This window comes from Pseudomonas sp. LB3P31, assembly GCF_054897945.1.
On sequence record NZ_CM142710.1, the window covers coordinates 3,626,036 to 3,644,916 of the forward strand.

Below are 18,881 nucleotides of genomic sequence, written 5' to 3' on the forward strand. Positions count from 1 at the left end.
GCCCGCGATGGCATTCGCAAGATCGCCACAACCCCTGTAGGAGCTGCCGAAGGCTGCGATCTTTTGATCTTGCTTGTAGATCAAAAGATCGCAGCCTTCGGCAGCTCCTACGGGACCGCGTTCCGTTTGCCAAATTTTTATCTGACGTTTAAGGCGAAGCCCACCCGCGTCAGCCATTCCGCCTCAAGCGCGAAATCGGCCTGGGTCAGCTGGTTTTCATCGAGCCAGTTCGCCGGGAACAACACATCCAGGCTATCGCCATTGGCGCGCAGGACGACCTGGGGCATTTCCTGGGTGCCGCGGATGTGGTGGAACAGGATCGCAAACCGCAGCAGCACACACAGGCGGATCAGCTTGATGCCGTCATCGCCGAACTCGGCGAACTTGTCCCGGGGAATGTTGCGGCGGTGGCCACGCACCAGCAGCGCAAGCATTTGCTGGTCTTCGCGGGAGAAACCGGCGAGGTCCGAGTGCTCGATCAGGTACGCACCGTGCTTGTGGTAATGATAGTGGGCGATGTCCAGGCCCACTTCATGGACCTTGGCGGCCCAGCCGAGCAGTTCGCGCCACACGCCGTCATCCAGTTCCCAGTCTTCGGCGACCTGGTCGAATGCGTGCAGTGCCTTGCGTTCCACTCGCGCCGCTTGCTCAAGGTCAACGTGGTAACGCTCCATCAGCGAGCTGAGGGTGCGCTCACGGACGTCTTCGTGATGATGACGGCCCAGCAGGTCATAGAGCACGCCTTCACGCAGTGCGCCTTCACAGTGGTCCATACGTTGCAGTTCGAGGGCATCGAAGATCGCTTCGAGAATCGCCAGGCCGGCCGGGAAAATCGCCCGGCGGTCGGGCTTGATGCCTTCGAAGTCGATCTTGTCGATATCACCCAGCTTGAACAGCTTGCGCTTGAGCCAGGCCAAGCCCTCGGCGTTGACCTCACCGGTGCCGTGTCCACCAGCCTTCAGCGCCAGGCCGATGGCGCGAATGGTGCCCGAGGAGCCGATGGCCTCATCCCAGGTCAGGCGGTGCAGGGCATGTTCAATACTCATGATCTCAAGGCGCGCAGCAGTGTAGGCCTGGGCGTAGCGGGCAGGCGTGACCTTGCCGTCCTTGAAGTAGCGCTGGGTGAAGCTGACGCAGCCCATCTGCAGGCTTTCGCGCAGCAGTGGCTCGAAGCGCTGGCCGATGATGAACTCGGTGCTGCCGCCGCCGATGTCGGCCACCAGACGTTTGCCCGGGGTGTCGGCGAGGGTATGGGATACGCCCAGGTAAATCAGACGCGCTTCTTCACGACCGGAAATGACTTCTACCGGGTGGCCCAGGATTTCCTCGGCGCGACGGATGAATTCGTTGCGATTGCGCGCTTCGCGCAGGGCGTTGGTGCCGACGATCCGCACGGCGCCAGGCGGCATACCGTTGATCAGTTGGGCAAAGCGCTTCAGGCAGTCCAGCCCGCGCTGCATCGATTCTTCGTTGAGCTGGCGCTCGTCGTTGATGCCTGCGGCCAGCTGAACCTTCTCCCCGAGACGCTCGAGAATACGGATTTCGCCGTTCTGGGCCTTGGCCACGACCATGTGAAAGCTGTTGGAGCCCAGGTCGATTGCGGCGATCAGGGACAGATTCTTGGCTTGGGATTGCGGCATGGTCTGGGGGTCTCGGTCGATAACCTCGACATCGTGCCACGATCAAAGGCTGACGCCAACGCGCAACATTCAAAGCCTTGATCCTGAGCAGGAAAGCCGGTGGCTGCTGCGCAGCCAATCGCGAGCAGGCTCACTCCTACAGGGTTTTGTGTTGCCCCATTCTAGAGGCCAACACAACGCCAATGTAGGAGTGAGCCTGCTCGCGATAGCGGTCTTTCAGGCGAAGGGATGCGCACAAACCTGCATCGCAATGGTGCGGTAGGCGGAGGTTAGTTACCCGAATGCTCGAATTGCGCTATACCCAAACTCATGCAACACCATAGCGAGACTCAATCATCTGCAGCTTCCTGAACGGGGGAAGGGCAGCTATGATGGGCCACGTTTTTTTGCTTACAACCTGGAGACTTTCCATGAGCAGCGATCTTATCAAACACGTTAGCGACGCTAGCTTCGAGGCCGATGTACTGAAGGCCGAAGGCGCTGTGCTGGTCGACTACTGGGCTGAGTGGTGCGGCCCTTGCAAAATGATCGCTCCTGTCCTGGACGAGATTGCAGAGACCTACAAAGGCAAGCTGACCATTGCCAAGCTGAACATCGACGAAAACCAGGAAACCCCGGCCAAGCATGGCGTGCGTGGTATCCCGACACTGATGCTGTTCAAGAACGGCAACGTTGAAGCGACCAAGGTCGGCGCACTGTCGAAGTCGCAATTGGCGGCTTTCCTCGACGCCAACATCTAAGCGTCGTAATAAAGTGTCCGAAAAAGGCCCCGCTATCTGCGGGGCTTTTTCGTTATTGAGGGCTAGACGCTCCGAAACTCAGGTGGTACATTCGGCCCCGCACTGGTTTCTCCATTGCCCCCTGCTAGCCGTCGCCGACGCACTCCTTTTCGAATAAGTACGCGATCCTGTCGCCTTCTCTGCGGCGCGGCCTCATTAAGCCAAAAGCTTAATTTCCCCCCTCCATAAATGATTACGTCATTCCTATATGAATCTGACTGAACTCAAGCAAAAGCCGATTACCGAACTGCTCGAATTGGCCGAACAGATGGGCATAGAAAATATGGCCCGTTCGCGCAAGCAGGACGTGATTTTCTCCCTGCTCAAAAAGCACGCTAAAAGCGGCGAGGAAATCTCCGGTGATGGCGTGCTGGAGATTCTCCAGGACGGCTTCGGCTTCCTTCGCTCCGCTGACGCTTCCTATCTTGCCGGCCCAGACGATATCTACGTCTCGCCGAGCCAGATCCGTCGCTTCAACTTGCGCACCGGTGACACCATCGTTGGCAAGATCCGCCCTCCCAAGGAAGGCGAGCGTTATTTCGCCCTGCTCAAGGTCGACACGATCAACTACGATCGTCCCGAGAACGCGAAAAACAAGATTCTCTTCGAGAACCTGACGCCGCTGTTCCCGACTGTGCGCATGAAGATGGAAGCCGGCAACGGTTCCACCGAAGACCTGACCGGTCGGGTCATCGACCTATGCGCACCGATCGGCAAAGGCCAGCGCGGCCTGATCGTTGCTCCGCCGAAAGCCGGTAAGACCATCATGCTGCAGAACATCGCAGCCAACATCGCACGTAACAATCCTGAAGTTCACCTGATCGTATTGCTGATCGACGAACGTCCGGAAGAAGTAACCGAAATGCAGCGCACCGTGCGCGGCGAAGTGGTTGCCTCGACGTTCGATGAGCCGCCAACCCGCCACGTGCAGGTTGCCGAAATGGTGATCGAAAAGGCCAAGCGCCTGGTCGAGCACAAGAAAGACGTGGTGATCCTGCTCGACTCGATCACTCGTCTGGCACGTGCCTACAACACCGTGATCCCGAGCTCCGGCAAGGTACTCACCGGTGGTGTCGATGCCCACGCCCTGGAGAAACCGAAACGTTTCTTCGGCGCTGCGCGGAACATCGAGGAAGGCGGTTCGCTGACCATCATCGCCACCGCGCTGGTTGAAACCGGCTCGAAGATGGATGAAGTGATCTACGAAGAATTCAAAGGCACGGGCAACATGGAACTGCCGCTGGATCGTCGTATCGCTGAGAAGCGCGTGTTCCCGGCCATCAACATCAACCGTTCCGGCACCCGCCGCGAGGAGTTGCTGACCGCCGATGACGAGTTGCAGCGCATGTGGATCCTGCGCAAGCTGCTGCACCCGATGGACGAGATCGCTGCCATCGAGTTCCTGGTCGACAAGTTGAAAACGACCAAGACCAATGATGAGTTCTTCCTGTCGATGAAACGCAAGTAAGTCGATAGGCCAGCAAAAGCCGGGGAAACCCGGCTTTTTGCTATCTGATTTTTGATCAATGGCAGTTCGTGGTTCTGAACAGAGGGGTTCGGCGCTAAACTGCCACCCCCGAACGCCACGGCCAAAACGAGGCTCACGCATGCAGTATCGCGACTTGCGCGACTTTATCAGCGGTCTGGAACATCGCGGCGAACTCAAGCGCATCCAGGTTCCGGTGTCCCCTGTGCTGGAAATGACCGAGGTGTGTGATCGCACCTTGCGCGCCAAGGGCCCGGCGCTGCTCTTCGAAAACCCGACGGGTTATGACATTCCGGTGCTCGGCAACCTCTTCGGCACGCCCGAGCGCGTGGCGCTGGGCATGGGGGCCGAGGCCGTCAGCGAATTGCGCGAGATCGGCAAGCTGCTGGCCTTCCTTAAGGAGCCCGAGCCGCCCAAGGGGCTGAAAGATGCCTGGTCCAAACTGCCGATTTTCCGCAAGATCATCGCCATGGCGCCAAAAGTCGTCAAGGATGCGGTGTGCCAGGAAGTGGTCATCGAAGGCGACGACGTCGACCTCGCGATGCTGCCCGTGCAGACCTGCTGGCCAGGCGACGTCGGCCCGCTGATTACCTGGGGCCTGACCGTGACCAAGGGCCCGAACAAGGATCGCCAGAACCTCGGTATCTACCGTCAGCAAGTGATCGGCCGCAACAAGGTGATCATGCGCTGGCTGAGCCACCGTGGCGGCGCGCTGGATTATCGCGAGTGGTGCGAAAAGCATCCTGGCCAGCCGTTCCCGGTGTCCGTGGCGCTGGGCGCTGACCCGGCGACAATCCTCGGCGCCGTGACGCCGGTGCCGGACAGCCTGTCCGAGTATGCCTTTGCTGGCCTGTTGCGTGGCAATCGCACCGAGCTGGTGAAGTGCCGCGGCAACGACCTTCAAGTGCCGGCCACCGCCGAGATCATCCTTGAAGGCGTGATCCATCCTGGTGAGATGGCTGACGAAGGCCCTTACGGCGACCACACCGGCTACTACAACGAAGTCGACAGCTTCCCGGTATTCACCGTCGAGCGCATCACTCACCGCATCAAGCCGATCTACCACAGCACCTACACCGGTCGTCCGCCGGATGAACCGGCGATTCTTGGCGTGGCCCTGAACGAAGTGTTCGTGCCGATCCTGCAGAAGCAGTTCCCGGAGATCACCGACTTCTACCTGCCGCCCGAGGGCTGCTCGTACCGCATGGCCATCGTGACCATGAAGAAGTCCTATCCGGGCCATGCCAAGCGGGTAATGCTCGGTGTCTGGTCGTTTTTGCGACAGTTCATGTACACCAAGTTCGTTATCGTCACTGACGACGATATCAACGCACGGGACTGGAACGACGTGATCTGGGCCATTACCACGCGCATGGACCCCAAGCGCGACACGGTGATGATCGACAACACGCCGATTGACTACCTCGACTTCGCCTCGCCGATCTCCGGCCTGGGTTCGAAGATGGGGCTCGATGCTACGCATAAGTGGCCCGGCGAAACCACTCGCGAGTGGGGCCGGGTAATCGTCAAGGACGAAGCCGTGACCCAGCGGATCGATGCCATCTGGAATCAGTTAGGAATAGATTGATGCGTGTAACCTTGCAGCCTTCCGGAGCAGTGCTAGAGATTCTGCCCGGCGAGCGGATTCTCGATGGGGCGCGGCGTCTGGGCTATGACTGCCCGCAGAGCTGTCGCAACGGCAATTGCCACGTGTGCGCGGCCTTGCTGGTGGAAGGCAGTGTCGAACAGGGCGGCGATGTGCGCGACCATGGTGAGTTCTACACTTGCATTGCGGAACCGCTGGAAGACTGCATCGTGCTGTGGGATGGCGTGCTCTCGCTGGGAGAATTACCGGTGCGCAGCTTGGCGTGTCAGGTCATCGAGTGCCGGGACGTGGGTGGCGACACCTGGCGTGTCAGCCTGCGAGCGCCAGCTGGCAAGCCGCCGCGTTATCACGCCGGCCAGTACCTGATGATCGAGCGCGAGAATGGCGAGAAATCCGCCTTCTCCCTGGCCTCGGCTCCCCACGCTGGTCGGGACCTGCAGATTCATGTGCTGGCGCGCGAAAGCAGTGCGTTGAGCCTGATTGATCAGCTGCAACGCCAGCCGATGGTGCGCATCGAGATGCCGTTCGGTGACACCCACCTCGCGGAGCTGCCCGACGGTCCGCTGGTGCTGATCGCCGCAGGCACTGGCATGGGCCAGATCCATAGCCTGATCGAACATTGTCGCGCCGCGGGTTTCAAGCATCCGGTGCACCTGTATTGGGGCGTGCGTCGGCCCGAAGATTTCTACGAGATCGAGCATTGGGACGAATGGCTGAAGCTGCCCAACCTGTTCCTGCATAAAGTCGTCAGCGATCAGTGCGGCTGGGAAGGGCGCTGCGGCATGCTGCATGAGGCGGTTTGCGAAGATTTTTCCGAGCTCAAGGCCCTGCATGTCTATGCCAGTGGCTCGCCGGCGATGGTCTACGGCACCCTTGATGCGCTGGTCGAGGCGGGGATGGATGCTCATCAGATGCGTGCTGATGTGTTTGCGTACGCGCCGCGATCTTGATCCGCGATCTTGATCCGCGATCTTGATCTTGCCTTTGTAGGAGCTGCCGCAGGCTGCGATCTTTTGACTCTGTTTTTAAGATCAAAAGATCGCAGCCTCCGGCAGCTCCTACGGTTCGTATCCTTATACCTCCCTATATAGCCGATCGGTATTTATAAAATCAGATGAATGCCGGTAAGTTATATGTCATTCAAGTAATTAATTAAGAGTTGCGCCAATGCGCTTCAATTACTTGAAAACATATGTGCCTTATTGTTGCAGCGGTGCGTTCTATTAAGTAATTCTTTACCCGCGGGGAGCTGAACGCTAATCGCCATGAGCGCTATAGAATCTGCTTTTTTGAATCTGGCTTACCCTCCGCAGCTCGATCTGGGGCCGCAGCTCACTCACGAACAATTGCTCAGCTCGATGCAGTCCACCATGGCGCGCCACAAGGGCGGGCCGGTCTGGCTGTTCGCTTACGGATCATTGATCTGGCGGCCCGAGTGCCCGGCGGTAGAACGGGTACGCGGTCGAGTGCATGGCTATCATCGCGGTTTGTACTTGTGGTCCCACGAGCATCGCGGCACGCCGGAAGTACCGGGCCTGGTATTTGGCCTGGATCGCGGCGGCTCCTGCAGCGGGTTCGCCTATCGCCTGCCTGAAGAACAGCTCGATGCTTCGCTGTACGCCCTGTGGCAGCGCGAAATGCCCTTTCCATCCTATCGCCCACACTGGCTCAACTGCCGTCTTGAGGATGGCAGCCAGGTTCAGGCATTAGGATTCGTTCTGGAGCGACACCTGCCCAGCTATGCCGGCAACCTGCCGGATCATGTGCTGAGCCAGGTATTCGAAAGTGCTTGCGGGCGCTACGGCACTACTCGCGATTATGTCGAGCAGACCGCACACGCCCTGCGTAGCCACGCCATGCCAGACCGCAATCTGGAGGCGCGGCTCAGACGCTGCAAATCATCGGCTGATCAGGCGACCGCTTCGCGGCTCTGACTGGCGATTTGCTTGTGCCACAAGGTCGGTGCGAGAAAGGCCATGGCCAGCAGGCACGCGCCGATCAGTAGCACGAAGCCGCCGTCCCAGCCGAAATGGTCCACGGTGTAGCCCATGGCTGCACTGGCCGCGACGGAACCACCCAGGTAGCCGAACAGGCCGGTGAAGCCTGCCGCCGTACCCGCGGCCTTTTTCGGTGCCAGCTCCAGTGCCTGGAGGCCGATCAGCATGACCGGGCCATAGATCAGGAAGCCAATCGACACCAGCGCGATCATGTCCACGGTCGGGTTGCCTGCCGGGTTCAGCCAGTACACCAGCGTTGCCACAGTCACCAAGGCCATGAACACCATGCCGGTCAGGCCGCGGTTGCCACGGAAGATCTTGTCCGACATCCAGCCGCACAGCAGCGTGCCCGGGATACCGGCCCACTCGTAGAAGAAGTAGGCCCACGAGGTTTTATCCACGCTGAAACCCTTGGCTTCCTTGAGGTAGGTCGGTGCCCAGTCCAGCACGCCATAGCGCAGCAGGTAGACGAAGACGTTGGCCAGGGCGATGTACCAGAGCATCTTGTTGCGCAGCACGTACTTGACGAAGATTTCCTTGGCGCTGAATTCTTCTTCATGGCTGGCATCGTAGCCTTCCGGGTAATCGTTCTTGTACTTCTCGATAGGCGGCAGGCCAACCGATTGCGGAGTGTCGCGCATGGTGGCGAAGGCAAACACCGCCACCGCCAGCGCTACAGCTGCCGGCACATAGAATGCCGCATGCCAGTCATTGAACAGGCCCATGCCCAGCAGGAACAGCGGGCCGATCAAGCCACCACCGACGTTGTGCGCGACGTTCCACAGCGACACCACGCCGCCGCGTTCCTTCTGCGACCACCAGTGCACCATCGTCCGGCCACTCGGCGGCCAACCCATGCCCTGGGCCCACCCGTTGATGAACAGCAGGATGAACATGATGGTCACGCTGGACGTCGCCCAGGGCGCGAAACCGAAGATGAACATGACTCCAGCCGACACCAGTAGCCCGAACGGCAGGAAGAAGCGCGGGTTCGAACGGTCGGAGACGATGCCCATCAGGAACTTCGACAAACCGTAGGCAATGGCGATGGCAGACAACGCCAGGCCCAGTTCACCGCGGGTGTAACCTTCTTCGATCAGGTAGGGCATGGCCAGCGAGAAGTTTTTGCGCAGCAGGTAGTAACCGGCGTAGCCGATGAAAATCCCGGCAAAGATCTGCCAGCGATGACGGCGGTAGGCACTGTCTATTTTGTCGTCAGGCAATGGAGCCTGATGTGCGGCAGGACGAAAGAAAGCAAACATTCAAGAGCTCCTGATTCTTGTTTTGACTGCGGATGCGAATGTTACAGTTTCGTTACCGAAAATAGCACTGGTTCCCATTGACCAAATAGCGGAAATATTCGAGATCGCATGTTCTTTTACGAACATGTCGCTCAGACGTAAGTGAAGGACGCTGTAGGAAAGATTACCGAAGCCTCATTCGGGCATCAGGCTGCCGGTTTTAGCCTCGGGCTTTGGGAAAAGTCCCGCGTTCGTACCGGAAGCCATCACGTTCTTTTTCAAGGTTTTGCTCCGTAGCCTATGCAGGAAGCAGTTTGCGAATGTGCATCACGGAGGAGGGGTTATGCGGTGGATTTCATTTTTGCTGTTGTTGGTGATGGTGTCTTTTGAGGCGAAGGGGGCAGAGGTGTTCCTGATACCGGAGGCCAATCCCAAGCCGGATTACCCCAAAGCGCTCTCCAGGGCTGGAATTGCAGGAAGCGTACGGGTCAGCTTTTACGCCAATGCTGACGGCTCTGTCAGTGACGTGAAGATCCTGCAAAGCGATCACCCGGACCTGGCCGAAGCGACAAAGGTCGCAATCGCAAAGTGGCGGTTCAAACCCTGGGTAGTGGAAGGCGACCGTCCGGCACGGCAGGAAGTCATCGCGCCGATGGTGTTTGGCCTTGAGGCACCCAGTGGAATCAATGCCTGGCTCAAGGAGCTGAAGTGTCGCGAGGTCAACGAAGGGCTGGTGCGCGCCGCCGAACAGAGTTGGCCGGACCTGCCGGCGTTTCAATACACCCGTGCGTATTTGTCTAGTGGACTGCTCCAGGTACAGATGTCGAACGAGGAGCGCCTGGGCATGATCGCCAGGTTGAACAGGCAAGTGCCGGTCATTGCACGGCAGTGCCTGAACAATCCGATCGCCCGGTTCGCGAGGTATTTGCCGCAGAATATTCGGGAATTGCTGTAGCGAGGGGCAAATCAACACAACTTGTGGGAGCTGGCTTGCCAGCGATGGCGGCGTAATATTCACCATCGCAATCGCTGGCAAGCCAGCCCCTAATAGGCTCAGCGAACCTGCACCACCACCTTGCCGACCGCCTTGCGCTGACCCAGGTCATTGATCGCCTGGGCCGCATTGCGCAGCGGGTATACCTGCGACACCAGCGGCTTCAATTTGCCCTCGGCGAACCAGCCGAACAGCTGCTGGAAGTTTGCCGCATTGTCCTGCGGCTGGCGCTGGGCGAACGAACCCCAGAACACCCCGATCACTGCGGCGCCCTTGAGCAGCGCCAGGTTCACCGGCAGTTCGGGAATGCGTCCGCTGGCGAAACCGACGACCAGCAGGCGGCCGTTCCAGGCGATAGCGCGGATGGCCTGGTCGAACAGGTCGCCGCCGACCGGGTCGTATATCACGTCGGCGCCCTGGCCATCGGTGAGGCGCTTGATTTCGTCCTTGAGGCTGGTTTCGCTGTAATTGATCAGTTCATCGGCGCCGGCGGCCTTGGCCACGGCGAGTTTTTCCGCGCTGCTGGCGGCGGCGATCACCCGCGCACCCATGGCTTTGCCGATCTCCACGGCGGCGAGGCCGACTCCACCGGAAGCGCCGAGTACCAGCAGGGTTTCACCCGGTTGCAGATTGCCCCTTTGTTTGAGGGCGTGCATCGAGGTGCCGTAGGTCATGCTAAAGGCAGCAGCGGTATTGAAGTCCATGGCAGGCGGAATGGGCAGCACGTTGTAGCCGGGCACTGCGACCTGTTCGGCAAAGCTGCCCCAGCCGGTCAGCGCCATCACCCGGTCACCGACTTTCAGGTGGCTGACCTTTTCGCCCACCGCGCTGACTACGCCAGCCGCTTCGCCGCCCGGGGAAAACGGGAAGGGCGGCTTGAACTGGTATTTGCCCTCGATGATCAGCGTGTCGGGGAAATTGACCCCGGCGGCGTGCACGTCCAGCAGGATTTCGTTCTTCTTCGCGACAGGACTGGCGACTTCTTCCAGCACCAGCGATTCGGCAGGGCCGAAGGCTTTGCACAGCACGGCTTTCATCAGGGCTATTCCTTTGGGAGTGATGGCCGATAAGTGTAGGTGTGTGAGTCAACGGGTCAACGAGCATGCCCCACCCTGATAGTCAGCCATAAGCTTGTGCTGGCGCAGTGGGTCGTTATGCTAGGCCGCAAACCGGATAAGGAGCGAATTGTGAAAGCGTGGATCGTATTGATGCTGGCCCTGTCTCTGCCCGTGGCAGCGATGGCCGAAGAAGCCAAGGAAGATGCAGCGCCGAAGGTCAACTACATCACCCTGACCCCGCCATTCGTGGGCAACTACGGGCTGGACGGCACGCCGAAGCTCAAGGTGTACAAGGCTGACGTGGCCTTGAGAGTGACCGGGGACGAGGCGACCAAGCTGGTGAAGGCCAACGAACCGTTGATTCGCAATCAGCTGGTGGCGCTGTTCGCGCAGCAGACCACCGAGGCGATGAACAATGTGGAGGCGAAGGAGAAGCTGCGGCAGGAAGCTTTGAAGCAGACTCAGCAGATCATGAATGACGAGACTGGGAAGCCGGTGGTTGAGGATCTGTTGTTTAACAACCTGATTATTCAGTAAGTTTTGTGTTGTTTGGGCTGGCCCCTTCGCGAGCAAGCCCGCTCCCACAGGGGAATGTGTGGAAGCACAATTATGTGTTCACCGCATATCTCCCGTGGGAGCGGCGGTGCGACGATTCGACTTGCTCGCGAAGGCATTCTTGTAACCACTATATGGCTCAAGGCCGCAACGCAATCACCGCCGCCCACTGCTCCGCCGTCACCGGCATCACCGACAATCTCGAACCCTTCTGCACCAATGGCATCTCCGCCAACGCCGTCTGCTGCTTCAGATAGTCCAGCTTCAACACCCGGGTAAACGTCTCGACATGCGCCACATCGATCGCGCTCCAGGCGTTCTTCTCGACGCTGGCCTTCGGATCGTAGTAATGGCTTTCAGGCTCCAGCGCCGTCGGGTCCGGATACGCCGCCTCGATGATCTTGCCGATCCCGGCAATCCCCGGTTCCGGGCAGCTGGAGTGATAGAAGAAAAACTCGTCGCCCACCGCCATCGCCCGCAGGAAATTGCGTGCCTGATAGTTGCGAACCCCGTCCCAGCGCGCTTTGCCCAGCTTCGCCAGGTCCTTGATGGAGAGCTCGTCGGGCTCGGATTTCATCAGCCAATAGGCCATGGTTTTTGCTCCTTGCGAAGTGAGTGGGCAAGTTGTCGGGCAATTTTATGACAAACCGACGGTCGGTTGACGCCAGCGTTTGCGTGTAGGGTCACGTTGTCGCAAAATGCCGGCCTTCTTAGCTTGACGCTGCTGCACGGCCTACAATGGAAACCGCTGCTGTCATCGTGTTGATGTGCCTTTGGGGGGCAATCGATGAAACGCAAACCGGATTTACTATGGATATTGGTTATTTTGTTCGGTCTCGGCGTCGTGACCACCGGCTATGCCCAAAGTCTGTGGAGTAACAAGACCGATGCGCCTATCGAGCTGACACAGCAGCAACAACCGCAATCGGCCTTCAAGCGCTGATCTGTGCTTCCCGACGCCGCTGACCCCGGTGGCGTCTACCCTGCGAAATACCAGGCCTTGTCCGTCACCGTTCCCTGCAGCGGCACATCCCAGCTCGCTTGAGCCAATCGCTCGACCTTCTGACATTCATGGGCCAGCCCCAGCAGCGTCGGCTTGCGCCAGCTTTTGCGGCGCGCCAGGTACGCCAGGCTGCGGTCGTAAAAGCCGCCACCCATGCCCAGGCGTCCGCCCACGTCGTCAAACCCTACCAACGGCAGCAGGACCAGATCCAGGGTCCAGACTTTGCGTTGCCTGGCGAGGTTGGGCCGGGGTTCGAGAATCCGAAAGCGATTGGGCTTGAGCTGCTCGCCGGGGCGAATTCGCTGGAACACCATCCGCGTGCGCGGCCAGGCACTGAGCACGGGCAGGTAGGTGACCTTGCCCCGACGCTGAGCCGCACGCAGCAGCAGGCGCGGATCAATTTCACCGTCGGTGGGCAGGTACAGCGAGATATGTTTGGCGCGGCGAAACAGCGGGTGTTGGGCCAATTGCGTGTACAGCCCGCGAGCGGCCTGGCGCTGCTGACTGGCTGTCAGAGCACGGCGGGCCTTGCGCAGCATGCGTCGAAGTTGCGGGCGGGGCAGCAGCGCAGGTTCGGTCATGAATTCGGGCTTCGGCAATGCGGATGACTGAATCGTATCCGTAAAAAAGCCGATGCCGGTAATGAAACCGGCATCGGACTGGAATCAGGCTCCCCGGATGAACCGCTGCTGACTTAGCCCTTGAACCCGAAAGTTCAAGGTGGAAGATGCAGTAGGCTTTAAGGCTTTCCGTCTAGCGGACATGCACACCAGCCCAACGTGCAACCTCCAGGGTAGTGCGAATCGGCTCAGGGACGTGGTCAACTGGCAAGCACCCCAGGGAGTGATGCGAGTATACCCCAAGCGGTCGCACGAATCAGCCCTTGGTGACGTCCGGATCGGTAGCCAGCACCAGATCGACGCGATCGAGCAGGTCGCGAACCTGCTCGCGGGTCGAGCCGCTCGCCTGCACATCCGGGCGTTCTTCCTTGTGCAGGAGGTCGTGCGTGATGTTCAGCGCGGCCATCACGGCGATACGATCGGCGCCGATGACTTTGCCGCTGCTGCGTATTTCGCGCATCTTGCCGTCCAGGTAACGGGCGGCACTCACCAGATTGCTGCGCTCTTCCTGGGGGCAGATGATCGAATATTCTTTATCGAGGATCTGCACGGTAACGCTATTGCTTGAACTCATGAGTCTTGCTCCAGGGCCTTGAGGCGCGAAATCATCGATTCGACCTTACGGCGGGCGATTTCATTTTTTTCAATGAGGTGCGCGCGTTCCTCGCGCCAGGACTTTTCCTGAGCTAATAGGAGTCCGTTTTGGCTCTTTAGTTGCTCGACCCGGTTAATTAGCAACTCGAGTCTCGCCATCAGCGCTTGCAGGTCGGTGTCTTCCATTGGGTCCACTGAAAATGTCTGATGGTGTTTATTACTGTAGGAGCGAGCCTGCTCGCGATGGACGTCAACGATAACACTGGGAGCCTGATACCCCGCTGCGTTCTCGAGTTCATCACGAGCAAGCTCGCTCCTACAGGGGTAGTCGATGTAGGATACAAGGCCTTCATTCTAGACATAGCGCCGTCTGGCGCCTAGCTGCCCATGCCCATTCAGAATTCCCCGTATCAAGCCTTCGCCACCCTGCTGACTTCCAGCGGTCATAACGTCTCGCCTGCCGAACTGCACGGCCTGTTGCTCGGTCGCAGCTGCGCCGGTGCCGGCTTCGATGCCGACGAATGGCTGATCGATGCCGCCGAACTGCTCGAAAGCGAGCCGCAGGACACCGTCCGCAATGCCTTGATCGGCTTGCAGGAGATGGTCAAGGGCGAACTCACCGGCGACGACGTAACTGTTGTCCTGCTGCTGCCGACCGACGACGAGCCACTGGCTGACCGCGCCGCTGCTCTGGGCCAATGGTGCCAGGGTTTCCTTAGCGGTTTTGGCTTGAACTGCCGTGACAGCAGCATGCTGAGCACCGAAGCCACTGAAGTGTTGCAGGATCTGGCGGCGATTTCCCAGGTGCAAGACGCCCTGGAAGAGTCCGACGACGGTGAAAGCGACTACATGGAAGTGATGGAGTACCTGCGAGTGGCTCCGCTGCTGCTGTTCTCCGAGACCCGCAAGCCGGAAGCGCCGGCTGCCGCCAAGCCGTCACTGCATTAATCGTTTGCCAGGGAAAGCCATCTGCCCATGATTCATATCCCGAAGTCGGAATACGGCCGTCGCCGCAAGGCCCTGATGGCGCAGATGGAACCCAACAGCATCGCGATCCTGCCGGCTGCTGCGGTGGCCATTCGCAATCGAGATGTCGAGCATGTCTATCGCCAGGACAGCGACTTCCAGTACCTGAGCGGTTTTCCCGAGCCCCAGGCCGTGCTGGTGCTGATGCCTGGACGTCTGCATGGCGAGTACATCCTGTTCTGCCGCGAGCGTAGTGCCGAGCGCGAATTATGGGATGGCCTGCGCGCCGGTCAGGAAGGCGCGATCAGCGAATTCGGCGCCGACGACGCGTTTCCCATCACCGATATCGACGACATCCTGCCGGGCCTGATCGAAGGTCGTGACCGGGTGTATTCGGCCATGGGCAGCAATCCGGAATTTGATCGGCACCTGATGGACTGGATCAACGTGATCCGCTCCAAGGCGCACCTTGGCGCCCAGCCACCGAACGAATTTGTTGCCCTGGATCATCTGCTGCACGACATGCGCCTGTATAAATCGGCGGCAGAAGTGAAGGTGATGCGCGAAGCTGCGCGGATTTCCGCCCAGGCGCACATCCGCGCGATGCAGGCCAGCCGCGCGGGGCTGCATGAATTCAGCCTGGAAGCCGAACTGGACTACGAATTCCGCAAGGGCGGGGCGAAGATGCCGGCCTACGGCTCGATCGTCGCGGCCGGGCGCAACAGCTGCATCCTGCACTACCAGCAGAATGACGCGGTGCTCAAGGATGGTGACCTGGTGTTGATCGACGCCGGATGCGAGATCGACTGCTACGCCAGCGACATCACTCGTACCTGGCCGGTCAACGGCAAGTATTCTGCGGAACAGAAGGCGATCTACGAGCTGGTGCTGGCTTCCCAGGAAGCCGCCTTTGCCGAAATTGCCCCGAACAAGCACTGGAATCAGGCTCACGAAGCTACAGTCCGGGTGATTACCTCGGGCCTGGTGAAACTGGGACTGCTGCAGGGCGACGTCGATGAGCTGATCGCGAGTGAGGCGTACAAGGCGTTTTACATGCATCGCGCCGGGCATTGGCTGGGCATGGATGTGCATGACGTCGGCGAATACAAGGTCGGCGGTGAGTGGCGAGTGCTGGAAGTCGGCATGGCGCTGACGGTGGAACCGGGTATCTACATCGCTGCGGACAATCAGAAAGTAGCGAAAAAATGGCGCGGCATTGGCGTGCGCATCGAGGACGACGTGGTAGTGACCAAGACCGGTTGTGAAATCCTGACCAAAGGCGTGCCGAAAACGGTCGCCGAGATCGAGGCCTTGATGGCCGCAGCACGGGCACAAGCGGCATGAGCCGAGCGAATCTGGCAATCATCGGTGGGGGGCTGGTTGGCGCCAGCCTTGCCTTGGCGTTGCAGGCCGGAGCCAAGGCCCGCGGCTGGAAAATTGTGCTGATCGAACCCTTTGCCCCGGGCGACAGTTACCAGCCAAGCTACGACGCACGCTCTTCGGCACTGTCCTACGGTGCCCAACAGATTTATCAACGGCTGTGCGTGTGGCAGGACATCTCCCGCCGCGCGGAGCCGATCAAGCAGATTCACGTGTCTGACCGTGGGCGTTTCTCCACCGCACGCTTGTCGGCGATGGAAGAGGGCGTGCCGGCCCTGGGTTACGTCGTGGAAAATGCCTGGCTCGGGCAGTGCCTGTGGCAGGCGCTGGACAAGGACGTGATCACCTGGCGATGCCCGGCGGAAGTGACTCGCATGGAGCCGCTGACCGATGGCTATCGCCTGACCCTCAACGACGAAACCACCCTTGAGTGCGACCTCGCCGTACTGGCTGATGGCGGGCGCTCGGGGCTGCGCGAGCAATTGGGCGTTGGTATCCGCAAGCGCCCGTACAACCAGAGCGCGCTGATCGCCAACATCACTCCGAGTGAATCCCATAACGGCGTGGCCTTCGAGCGTTTCACCGATGACGGCCCGATGGCGCTGCTGCCTTTGCCGGACAACCGCTGTGCATTGGTCTGGACCCGCCTGGGCATGGACGCGCAGCGACTGGCGGCATTGGACGAGCGTGCGTTTCTCAGTGAGCTGCAGGGCGTGTTCGGTTACCGCCTCGGCACTCTGAAGCAGGTCGGCGCGCGGCACCTGTACCCCTTGACCCTGATTGAGGCGGAGGAACAGGTGCGGCCGCATCTGGCGATTCTGGGCAACGCGGCCCACAGCCTGCACCCGATTGCCGGCCAGGGTTTCAACCTGTCCCTGCGGGATGCCCAGGCCTTGGCCGATGCGCTGCTGGCGAGTGAAACGTTGCCCGGCGATTTCGCCATTCTACAGGCTTATCGCGAGCGTCAGCGGCTGGACCAGAACCTGACAGTCGGCTTCTCGGACCAGGTCACCCGCCTGTTCGGCAGCACCCAGCCGCTGGTGTCCCTGGGGCGCAACCTTGGCCTGCTTGGCCTGGACCTGTTACCGCCGGCCAAGCGCTGGTTCGCCCGGCAGGCCATGGGCATAGGTACCCGTCCCGATGCTTAAGTGGCTGACCAGCAAGTTTGGCAAGGCCCGGCTGATGCGTTGGGCGATGACCTGCTACCCGCCATATCTTGGGGCTGGAGTTCGGGTACAGCACATCAGTGACGACTTTCGCGATGTTCGGGTGTCCATGGGGCTGGGCTGGTACAACCGCAATTATGTCGGGACCCAGTTTGGCGGCAGCCTGTACTCGATGGTCGATCCGTTCTTCATGTTGATGCTGATGGAGAATCTTGGCCATCGATACATCGTCTGGGACAAGGCCGCCGACATCGATTTCATTTCGCCGGGCAAAGGCCCGGTGTTCGCCCGCTTCACCATCGACGACACCTTGCTCGATGAGATCCGTCGGCAGACGGCCGATGGCGAAAAATACCTGCCGCAGTTGCAGGTCGATATCCATGACGGCGCCGGCCAGTTGGTGGCCCGGGTCGGGAAAACCCTTTACGTGCGGCTCAAGCCGCAAGCGAGACAGGCATAAGCATGGAAATGCGCGCAGATCTGCTGATTGTCGGGGCCGGAATGGTCGGCAGTGCCCTGGCGCTGGCGTTACAGGACAGCGGGTTGGAAGTGCTGCTGCTGGACGGCAGCCCCATGAGCGTCAAACCCTTCGACAACCAGGCGCCGTTCGAGCCTCGAGTGAGTGCGCTGTCGGCCGCCAGCCAACGGATTCTCGAGCGCCTGGGCGTGTGGGAAGGCATCGCCAATCGGCGCACCAGCCCTTACACCGACATGCACGTGTGGGACGGCAGCGGCACCGGGCAAATTCATTTCTCGGCCGCCAGCGTACATGCCGAAGTGCTTGGGCATATCGTCGAGAACCGGGTGGTGCAGGACGCCTTGCTTGATCGCCTGCACGACTGCGACCTGGGCCTGCTCGCCAATGCACGCCTGGAGCAGATGCGCCGTTCCGGGGATGACTGGCTGCTGACCCTGGCCGACGGTCGCACGTTGCGCGCGCCGCTGGTAATCGCAGCAGACGGTGCCAATTCGGCGGTTCGGCGCCTGACTGGCGTGGCGACTCGCGAGTGGGATTACCTGCACCACGCAATCGTCACCAGCGTACGCAGCTCGAATTCGCACCAGATGACTGCCTGGCAACGTTTCACTGACCACGGCCCGCTGGCCTTCTTGCCGTTGGAGCGCGATGGTCAGCAGGATTGGTGCTCGATTGTCTGGTCGACCACCCCTGGCGAAGCCGAGCGCTTGATGGCGCTGGATGAGTCAGGCTTCTGTCGCGAGCTGGAGCGGACCTTCGAAGGCCGCCTGGGCCAGGTGATCAGCGCCGATCCGCGGCTGTGCGTGCCGTTGCGCCAGCGCCATGCCAAGCGTTATGTCGCTGAAGGCCTGGCATTGATCGGCGATGCAGCGCACACCATTCACCCGTTGGCTGGCCAGGGTGTAAACCTGGGCTTCCTTGATGCGGCGGTGCTGGCCGAGGTGCTGCTACAAGCCCTGGAACGGGGCGAGCGCTTGGCGGACCCGAAAGTACTGAGCCGCTACGAGCGTCGGCGTATGCCGCATAACCTGGCGCTGATGGCGGCGATGGAAGGTTTTGAACGGCTGTTCCAGGCCGATCCGTTGCCGGTGCGCTGGTTGCGTAACGCCGGACTGAAGCTGGTGGACCAGCTGCCTGAGGCGAAGGCGCTGTTTGTGCGTGAGGCGCTGGGGTTGACGGGGGATTTGCCGGCGTTGGCCAAGGCCTGAAGCTTCGTCGGGGCTGATGGCCTCATCGCGAGCAGGCTCACTCCTACAGTGGTTAGAGGCGTAATCCCTGTAGGAGTGAGCCTGCTCGCGATGGCGGAGGCCCATCCACC

At 60.2% G+C, this 18,881-nt stretch carries 20 protein-coding genes and 1 other RNA gene; 13 read left to right on the forward strand and 8 right to left on the reverse strand.

Annotated features, from left to right (window positions below):
* Nucleotides 1-137: 137 nt before the first annotated feature.
* On the reverse strand, nucleotides 138-1,640 hold the full coding sequence (ppx, locus tag ACYZTK_RS16400) for an exopolyphosphatase (protein ID WP_462010842.1): 1,503 nt from the start codon (nucleotides 1,638-1,640) through the stop codon (nucleotides 138-140).
* Between the two features lie 410 nt (nucleotides 1,641-2,050).
* Between ppx and trxA the strand changes: the two genes are divergently transcribed.
* From trxA to ACYZTK_RS16425, 5 genes are all read left to right on the forward strand, one after another.
* The gene (gene trxA / locus ACYZTK_RS16405; RefSeq protein ID WP_003177349.1) at nucleotides 2,051-2,380 is read left to right on the forward strand and encodes a thioredoxin TrxA; all 330 of its coding nucleotides are present in this window, start codon (nucleotides 2,051-2,053) and stop codon (nucleotides 2,378-2,380) included.
* A 247-nt stretch (nucleotides 2,381-2,627) separates the two neighbouring features.
* The gene (rho, locus tag ACYZTK_RS16410) at nucleotides 2,628-3,887 is read left to right on the forward strand and encodes a transcription termination factor Rho (protein WP_007942421.1); all 1,260 of its coding nucleotides are present in this window, start codon (nucleotides 2,628-2,630) and stop codon (nucleotides 3,885-3,887) included.
* Between the two features lie 139 nt (nucleotides 3,888-4,026).
* Nucleotides 4,027-5,493, forward strand: a complete 1,467-nt coding sequence (gene ubiD / locus ACYZTK_RS16415; protein WP_462010843.1) for a 4-hydroxy-3-polyprenylbenzoate decarboxylase — start codon at nucleotides 4,027-4,029, stop codon at nucleotides 5,491-5,493.
* Entirely contained in the window at nucleotides 5,493-6,461 is a 969-nt protein-coding gene (locus ACYZTK_RS16420; RefSeq protein WP_462010844.1) for a CDP-6-deoxy-delta-3,4-glucoseen reductase, read from the forward strand. The genes ubiD and ACYZTK_RS16420 overlap by 1 nt, the downstream gene beginning before the upstream one ends.
* A 315-nt stretch (nucleotides 6,462-6,776) precedes the next feature.
* Complete coding sequence (locus ACYZTK_RS16425) at nucleotides 6,777-7,445, forward strand: gamma-glutamylcyclotransferase (RefSeq protein ID WP_462010845.1); 669 nt, start codon at nucleotides 6,777-6,779, stop codon at nucleotides 7,443-7,445.
* On the opposite strand, the gene glpT is transcribed toward ACYZTK_RS16425, so the two are convergent.
* Nucleotides 7,421-8,770: a glycerol-3-phosphate transporter gene (glpT, locus tag ACYZTK_RS16430; RefSeq protein ID WP_462010846.1), complete on the reverse strand. Its 1,350-nt coding sequence runs from the start codon at nucleotides 8,768-8,770 to the stop codon at nucleotides 7,421-7,423. The genes ACYZTK_RS16425 and glpT overlap by 25 nt on opposite strands.
* A gap of 340 nt (nucleotides 8,771-9,110) precedes the next feature.
* Here glpT and ACYZTK_RS16435 point away from each other — a divergent pair, with 340 nt between their 5' ends.
* The gene (locus ACYZTK_RS16435) at nucleotides 9,111-9,704 is read left to right on the forward strand and encodes an energy transducer TonB (RefSeq protein WP_462010847.1); all 594 of its coding nucleotides are present in this window, start codon (nucleotides 9,111-9,113) and stop codon (nucleotides 9,702-9,704) included.
* Between the two features lie 98 nt (nucleotides 9,705-9,802).
* Here ACYZTK_RS16435 and ACYZTK_RS16440 read toward each other — a convergent pair whose 3' ends face one another.
* Nucleotides 9,803-10,780 (reverse strand): NADPH:quinone oxidoreductase family protein, encoded by a 978-nt coding sequence (locus ACYZTK_RS16440; protein WP_462010848.1) that lies wholly within the window; start codon nucleotides 10,778-10,780, stop codon nucleotides 9,803-9,805.
* 150 nt (nucleotides 10,781-10,930) lie between these two features.
* Here ACYZTK_RS16440 and ACYZTK_RS16445 point away from each other — a divergent pair, with 150 nt between their 5' ends.
* Nucleotides 10,931-11,338, forward strand: coding sequence for a flagellar basal body-associated protein FliL (locus ACYZTK_RS16445; protein WP_462010849.1), 408 nt, complete (start codon nucleotides 10,931-10,933; stop codon nucleotides 11,336-11,338).
* A 157-nt stretch (nucleotides 11,339-11,495) separates the two neighbouring features.
* Here ACYZTK_RS16445 and ACYZTK_RS16450 read toward each other — a convergent pair whose 3' ends face one another.
* Nucleotides 11,496-11,948, reverse strand: coding sequence for an EVE domain-containing protein (locus ACYZTK_RS16450; protein WP_462010850.1), 453 nt, complete (start codon nucleotides 11,946-11,948; stop codon nucleotides 11,496-11,498).
* Nucleotides 11,949-12,143: 195 nt separating this feature from the next.
* Between ACYZTK_RS16450 and ACYZTK_RS16455 the strand changes: the two genes are divergently transcribed.
* Complete coding sequence (locus ACYZTK_RS16455; RefSeq protein ID WP_462010851.1) at nucleotides 12,144-12,299, forward strand: hypothetical protein; 156 nt, start codon at nucleotides 12,144-12,146, stop codon at nucleotides 12,297-12,299.
* A 35-nt stretch (nucleotides 12,300-12,334) separates the two neighbouring features.
* Here the strand turns inward: ACYZTK_RS16455 and ACYZTK_RS16460 are convergent, their stop codons facing one another.
* The 4 genes from ACYZTK_RS16460 to ACYZTK_RS16475 all read right to left on the reverse strand — a co-directional run bounded on the left by ACYZTK_RS16460 (nucleotide 12,335) and on the right by ACYZTK_RS16475 (nucleotide 13,759).
* Nucleotides 12,335-12,940, reverse strand: coding sequence for a 5-formyltetrahydrofolate cyclo-ligase (locus tag ACYZTK_RS16460; RefSeq protein WP_462010852.1), 606 nt, complete (start codon nucleotides 12,938-12,940; stop codon nucleotides 12,335-12,337).
* A gap of 86 nt (nucleotides 12,941-13,026) precedes the next feature.
* Nucleotides 13,027-13,205, reverse strand: a non-coding RNA gene (gene ssrS, locus ACYZTK_RS16465) — 6S RNA.
* Between the two features lie 30 nt (nucleotides 13,206-13,235).
* Nucleotides 13,236-13,553: a cell division protein ZapA gene (locus tag ACYZTK_RS16470; RefSeq protein ID WP_007942435.1), complete on the reverse strand. Its 318-nt coding sequence runs from the start codon at nucleotides 13,551-13,553 to the stop codon at nucleotides 13,236-13,238.
* The gene (locus ACYZTK_RS16475) at nucleotides 13,550-13,759 is read right to left on the reverse strand and encodes a TIGR02449 family protein (protein ID WP_462010853.1); all 210 of its coding nucleotides are present in this window, start codon (nucleotides 13,757-13,759) and stop codon (nucleotides 13,550-13,552) included. Before ACYZTK_RS16475 ends, ACYZTK_RS16470 begins: the two co-directional genes overlap by 4 nt.
* Nucleotides 13,760-13,960: 201 nt before the next feature.
* Between ACYZTK_RS16475 and ACYZTK_RS16480 the strand changes: the two genes are divergently transcribed.
* The 5 genes from ACYZTK_RS16480 to ACYZTK_RS16500 are packed head-to-tail and all read left to right on the forward strand — an operon-like array spanning nucleotide 13,961 to nucleotide 18,771.
* On the forward strand, nucleotides 13,961-14,521 hold the full coding sequence (locus tag ACYZTK_RS16480; protein WP_462010854.1) for a YecA/YgfB family protein: 561 nt from the start codon (nucleotides 13,961-13,963) through the stop codon (nucleotides 14,519-14,521).
* Between the two features lie 27 nt (nucleotides 14,522-14,548).
* On the forward strand, nucleotides 14,549-15,883 hold the full coding sequence (gene pepP, locus ACYZTK_RS16485; RefSeq protein WP_462010855.1) for a Xaa-Pro aminopeptidase: 1,335 nt from the start codon (nucleotides 14,549-14,551) through the stop codon (nucleotides 15,881-15,883).
* Nucleotides 15,880-17,067 (forward strand): 2-octaprenyl-6-methoxyphenyl hydroxylase, encoded by a 1,188-nt coding sequence (gene ubiH, locus ACYZTK_RS16490; RefSeq protein WP_462010856.1) that lies wholly within the window; start codon nucleotides 15,880-15,882, stop codon nucleotides 17,065-17,067. The genes pepP and ubiH overlap by 4 nt, the downstream gene beginning before the upstream one ends.
* Entirely contained in the window at nucleotides 17,060-17,545 is a 486-nt protein-coding gene (locus ACYZTK_RS16495; protein WP_462010857.1) for a DUF4442 domain-containing protein, read from the forward strand. Before ubiH ends, ACYZTK_RS16495 begins: the two co-directional genes overlap by 8 nt.
* An 8-nt stretch (nucleotides 17,546-17,553) precedes the next feature.
* Nucleotides 17,554-18,771, forward strand: coding sequence for a 2-octaprenyl-3-methyl-6-methoxy-1,4-benzoquinol hydroxylase (locus ACYZTK_RS16500; protein WP_462014914.1), 1,218 nt, complete (start codon nucleotides 17,554-17,556; stop codon nucleotides 18,769-18,771).
* Nucleotides 18,772-18,881: the final 110 nt, after the last annotated feature.

What these genes read in the sequence shown, in the direction of transcription:
- ppx (WP_462010842.1), bottom strand. Translation starts at nt 1,640, where the DNA reads ATGCCGCAATCCCAAGCCAAGAATCTGTCCCTGATCGCCGCAATCGAC.
- trxA (WP_003177349.1), top strand. Translation starts at nt 2,051, where the DNA reads ATGAGCAGCGATCTTATCAAACACGTTAGCGACGCTAGCTTCGAGGCC.
- rho (WP_007942421.1), top strand. Translation starts at nt 2,628, where the DNA reads ATGAATCTGACTGAACTCAAGCAAAAGCCGATTACCGAACTGCTCGAA.
- ubiD (WP_462010843.1), top strand. Translation starts at nt 4,027, where the DNA reads ATGCAGTATCGCGACTTGCGCGACTTTATCAGCGGTCTGGAACATCGC.
- ACYZTK_RS16420 (WP_462010844.1), top strand. Translation starts at nt 5,493, where the DNA reads ATGCGTGTAACCTTGCAGCCTTCCGGAGCAGTGCTAGAGATTCTGCCC.
- ACYZTK_RS16425 (WP_462010845.1), top strand. Translation starts at nt 6,777, where the DNA reads ATGAGCGCTATAGAATCTGCTTTTTTGAATCTGGCTTACCCTCCGCAG.
- glpT (WP_462010846.1), bottom strand. Translation starts at nt 8,770, where the DNA reads ATGTTTGCTTTCTTTCGTCCTGCCGCACATCAGGCTCCATTGCCTGAC.
- ACYZTK_RS16440 (WP_462010848.1), bottom strand. Translation starts at nt 10,780, where the DNA reads ATGAAAGCCGTGCTGTGCAAAGCCTTCGGCCCTGCCGAATCGCTGGTG.
- ACYZTK_RS16450 (WP_462010850.1), bottom strand. Translation starts at nt 11,948, where the DNA reads ATGGCCTATTGGCTGATGAAATCCGAGCCCGACGAGCTCTCCATCAAG.
- ACYZTK_RS16455 (WP_462010851.1), top strand. Translation starts at nt 12,144, where the DNA reads ATGAAACGCAAACCGGATTTACTATGGATATTGGTTATTTTGTTCGGT.
- ACYZTK_RS16460 (WP_462010852.1), bottom strand. Translation starts at nt 12,940, where the DNA reads ATGACCGAACCTGCGCTGCTGCCCCGCCCGCAACTTCGACGCATGCTG.
- ACYZTK_RS16470 (WP_007942435.1), bottom strand. Translation starts at nt 13,553, where the DNA reads ATGAGTTCAAGCAATAGCGTTACCGTGCAGATCCTCGATAAAGAATAT.
- ACYZTK_RS16475 (WP_462010853.1), bottom strand. Translation starts at nt 13,759, where the DNA reads ATGGAAGACACCGACCTGCAAGCGCTGATGGCGAGACTCGAGTTGCTA.
- ACYZTK_RS16480 (WP_462010854.1), top strand. Translation starts at nt 13,961, where the DNA reads ATGCCCATTCAGAATTCCCCGTATCAAGCCTTCGCCACCCTGCTGACT.
- pepP (WP_462010855.1), top strand. Translation starts at nt 14,549, where the DNA reads ATGATTCATATCCCGAAGTCGGAATACGGCCGTCGCCGCAAGGCCCTG.
- ubiH (WP_462010856.1), top strand. Translation starts at nt 15,880, where the DNA reads ATGAGCCGAGCGAATCTGGCAATCATCGGTGGGGGGCTGGTTGGCGCC.
- ACYZTK_RS16495 (WP_462010857.1), top strand. Translation starts at nt 17,060, where the DNA reads ATGCTTAAGTGGCTGACCAGCAAGTTTGGCAAGGCCCGGCTGATGCGT.
- ACYZTK_RS16500 (WP_462014914.1), top strand. Translation starts at nt 17,554, where the DNA reads ATGCGCGCAGATCTGCTGATTGTCGGGGCCGGAATGGTCGGCAGTGCC.